The organism is Bradyrhizobium sp. (assembly GCF_049581145.1).
Lineage (GTDB): Bacteria > Pseudomonadota > Alphaproteobacteria > Rhizobiales > Xanthobacteraceae > Bradyrhizobium.
In genome coordinates this window covers 1-3957 of sequence record NZ_JBAURI010000249.1, presented here as the reverse complement: position 1 = coordinate 3957, position 3957 = coordinate 1, and the positions used below count along the sequence as shown (strand labels likewise).

Below are 3957 nucleotides of genomic sequence, written 5' to 3'. Positions count from 1 at the left end.
CCGAATTGCGCTGGCTCGCCCGCGAATTGGGCCCGGCGCGCGATATCGACACGTTGTTGTTCGAGGTGATCAAGCCGCTGCGCAGGCAGCATGCCGGCGAAGCAGGGCTCGCCAGCATCAGCAACATGTTCGCGCGCAAGCGTCTCAATGGCTATCGGCAGGCGGAAGCGGCCTTGCAATCGGCGCGCTTCCGGACGCTCGTGCTCGATACCGCGGAATGGATCGAGGCCGGCCCCTGGAGCACGTCCGAAGACGCGGCGATGCGTGCCCGGCGTGAGACCCCAATTGAAATCTATGCCGCCGAGCAGCTCTCACGGCGCTGCAAGAAGATCAGGCGGCGCGGCGCGCAGATGAATGAGCTCAATCCGGAAGAGCTGCACGCGCTGCGCATTCAGGTGAAAAAGGCCCGCTACGCGGCCGAGTTCGTCTCCGGCGTGTATCGCGGCCGGAAATCCGCCAAGCAGTACAAGAAGACCCGGACATCGTTGACGCAGTTGCAGGGCGCCCTGGGCCGGCTCAATGACATCGTGACCCACAAGGCCCTGTTTTCAGATATCATCGCCAGTCCCGCCAAAGGTCTGACGGACGAGCAGAACCGTCATCGTGCCTTTGCCGCCGGGCTGATCATCGGGGACCAGCAGGCGCAGGTGCAGCATCTGCGCGATCGCGCGCACAAGGCCTATGCGCATTTCGCGCACGCCAAGCCGTTCTGGACACAGCCGAAGCGAAGCGGCGTCGCGCAACCGGCGGCGGAAACGCCGGTCGGAACGTAGTTGCCGCATCCACGGTGCCGTAGGGTAGGCACAGCCAGCGGCTCGCGCGACGCGCGGACCGATGGCGTGCCCACCATTCACGATGAACCCGGGGAGAGACGGTCGGCACGGCGCAGGAACGCCCTTGCCCATCCTTACGGAATCGTCATTGCGGATGCAGCGGGGCACGGGGCCGCTGGAAGAAGGAATGGATTGCTCGTCGCAAGGCTTCTCGCAATGACGGAGCATGCGACGGATTACGCCCCGCGAATTGGCTACAGGCTAACGAATCCCTGCGCGCAAAAAGCTTTGGATGAAGGCGCGCTGGAACAGCAGGAACGCGAGCATCAGCGGCACCGACGTCATCAGCGCGGCGGCTGAGATCACCGACCAGTCGATGCCCTGATCGACCGAGGCGAACACCTGCAGGCCGACTGTCAGCGGCCTGGTTTCGACAGAATTTGTCACGATCAATGGCCACAGGAAATTATTCCAGTGATAGCTGACCGAGACCAGGCCATAGGCGACATAGACCGGGCGGGCCAGCGGCAGGTAGACCCGCCAGATCGTCTGCAGCGTGTTGGCGCCTTCCATCCGCGCCGCGTCGTCGAGCTCTTTCGGGATCGACTTGAAGGTCTGCCGCAGCAGGAAGATGCCGAAGGCGGAGGCGACATAGGGCAGCCCCACCCCGTTCAGCGTATCGATCAGGCCGAACGCCTGCAGCGTGCGGTAGTTCTCCATGATCAGCACGTCGGGCGTCACCATGAGCTGGACCAGGATCAGCGCGAACAGCACATCGCTGCCGAAGAATGTCCAACGCGCCAGCCCGAACGCCGCCAACGTGCAGATCAAAAATTGCGCGATCATGATGCCGGAGACCAGCAGCACGGTGTTGAGGAAGTAGCGCGCAAACGGCGCAGCACTCCAGGCGCGCTCGAAATTCGCCAAGGTCGGCGGCGCCAGCAGATCGAAATTGGTCGCGAACGAAGCGGCGTGAAACGCGGCCCAGATCGCGTATAGCAGCGGCAACGCCCACAGCAGCCCGAACAGCCAGGCCGCGACCGTCGAGGCGAGGCTTGTCAGCCGATCGGAGATGGATCCGCCCCTCATCGGTAGTGAATCCTGCGGTCGAGCAGAAAGAACTGCAATAGCGCGATCGCCGCCAGCACCGACAGCAGCACGGTCGACAGCGCTGCCGCATAACCGGTGTCCCAGAAGCTGAAGGCGACCTGGTAGATGTAGAACAACAGCAACGTGGTCGCATTGTTCGGGCCGCCGCCGGTCATCGCGATCACCTGATCGACGACGCGAAACGCGTTGATCAGGGCGTTGATCGCGACGAACAGCGTTGTCGGCATCACCAGCGGCCAGGTGATGCGCCGGAACATCAGCCACCTTCCGGCATTTTCCATGCGCGCGGCCTCGTAGAGCACCGGCGGCACCTGCTGCAGCGCCGCCAGGAAGAACACCATGAAGAAACCCGCCTCCTTCCAGATCGTCACCGCCATCAGCGCCGGCAGCACGGTCGCGGGGTTGCCGAGCCAGTTGATGCTGGCAAGGCCGAAGCCGCGACCGATCTGATCAAGCAGGCCGTAATCGGGCGTGTAGAAGAACAGCCAGATATTGGCGGCGGCGACCATCGGCAGGATGGTCGGGGTGAAGAAGGCGAGCCGCAGCGCGGCGCGCCCCTTGATGTTGCCCTGGACCCAGAGCGCCATGCCGAGCGCCAGCGCGATTGCCGCGGGCACCGTGATCAGGGCGTAGAGCAGGTTGTTCTTCAGCGCCAGCCAGAAGATCGGGTCGGCCAGCATGGTGCGGTATTGATCGAGCCCTATGAAGACGGCCGGTCGCCGCCCATGCGGGGTCGAGAACAGGCTGTCGATGATTGTTGCGACCGCGGGTATGTGTGTGAACGTCGCGAGCAGCGCGACGGCCGGCAGCGCCAGCAGCCAGCCCTGCAGGTGGACGTTCAATCGCGGTAGGTTCCGTTCCGGCATTGCCGCGAGATGCGCCGACCGCTTGAAGAATGCAAGCCGGCGCAATCGCATCAGTGCTGATAGCTGGCGAGGATGCGCGTCGCTTCGGCCTCGGCCTCATCGAGGGCCGGCTTGGCCTGTTTGGTGCCGGTCAGGATCGCCTGCAAGGCATCGTTGAGCACCTTGGTGACGCGCTGATTGTCGTGCGTCGAGAGCTCGGCGACCGCGTCCTTGAGCTGGTCGCGCGCGACGATGGCGGGCGGAAAGGCGGCGGCGTATGTCTTCATCGCGTCCGTCTCCCAGGCATCCGGCCGCGTGGCGACGTAGCCGGTGGCGATGCCCCAATCGGCGGCACGCTTGGCGGTCGTCAGGAAGCGGGCGAATTCCAGCGCCGCTGCCAGCTTCGCCTTGTCGGTGCCCTTGAAGAGATAGATGTTGCCGCCGCCGGTCGGCGAACCACCGCGCGCTTTCGACGGCAGTGCCGCCACGCCGAAGGCGAATTTGGCGTTGGTGCGGACATTGGTCAGGTTGCCGGTGGTGGTCCACATCATCGCGGTCTTGCCCTCGAAGAAATCCTTCGGGGTGGTGCCCCAGTCGATGATACCCTTCGGCATCACTCCATCTTTCTGGCTGAGGTCGGCGAAGAATTGCGCCGCCTCGATCACCTTGGGATCGTTGTAGGCCACCTTGGTGCCGTCCTGATTGGCGAGGATGGCGCCGTTCTGCGTGGTCAAGGCCTGAAACAGCCAATAGGGAAAGCCGGAGGACGGGATTTCCAGGCCCCATTGCGTGACCGCGCCGGAGGCATCGCGCTTGGTCAGCCTCTTGCCGAGCGAGACCATCTCCTCCCAATTGGCCGGCGGCTTGTCGGGATCGAGGCCTGCGGCCCTGAAGGCATCCTTGTTCCAGTACTGCACGATGGTCGAGCGCTGAAACGGAATGCCCCAGGTGTGGCCGCCGGCCTGGCTGTTTTCCATGAACGCCGGATAGAACGACTTGATCCAGGCATGGTCGCTTTCCGAGGTCGCGATCGCGTCGTAGGGCTCGATCAGGTCGTCGTCGATCAAGGTGAACATGTCGGTCGAGAGCAGGATCGCGATATCAGGGGCATTGCCCGCCTTGGCCGCCGTCATCGCCTTGACGATCGAATCCTGATAGCTGCCGGTATAGACCGGCTTCACGGTGATGTCGGGATGCGCCTTGGTGAAGTCCGCAGCATAGCCGTCGAC

The 3957-nt window shown here is 63.8% G+C and carries 4 protein-coding genes; 1 reads left to right on the top strand and 3 read right to left on the bottom strand.

Annotated elements, in window-relative coordinates; genetic code table 11:
* The coding region (locus WCB02_RS08490) for a CHAD domain-containing protein (RefSeq protein WP_423957483.1) at positions 1–773 on the top strand (773 nt) is incomplete at its 5' end.
* Positions 774–1034: 261 nt separating this feature from the next.
* On the opposite strand, the gene WCB02_RS08485 is transcribed toward WCB02_RS08490, so the two are convergent.
* The 3 genes from WCB02_RS08485 to WCB02_RS08475 form a co-directional block, all read right to left on the bottom strand.
* A complete protein-coding gene (locus WCB02_RS08485) occupies positions 1035–1862 on the bottom strand; it encodes a carbohydrate ABC transporter permease (protein WP_423957481.1) in 828 nt (275 codons plus the stop codon).
* Positions 1859–2749, bottom strand: coding sequence for a carbohydrate ABC transporter permease (locus WCB02_RS08480; RefSeq protein WP_423957480.1), 891 nt, complete (start codon positions 2747–2749; stop codon positions 1859–1861). The genes WCB02_RS08485 and WCB02_RS08480 overlap by 4 nt, the downstream gene beginning before the upstream one ends.
* 50 nt (positions 2750–2799) lie before the next feature.
* A partial coding sequence (locus tag WCB02_RS08475; RefSeq protein WP_423957479.1) for an ABC transporter substrate-binding protein occupies positions 2800–3957 on the bottom strand: 1158 nt, incomplete at its 5' end.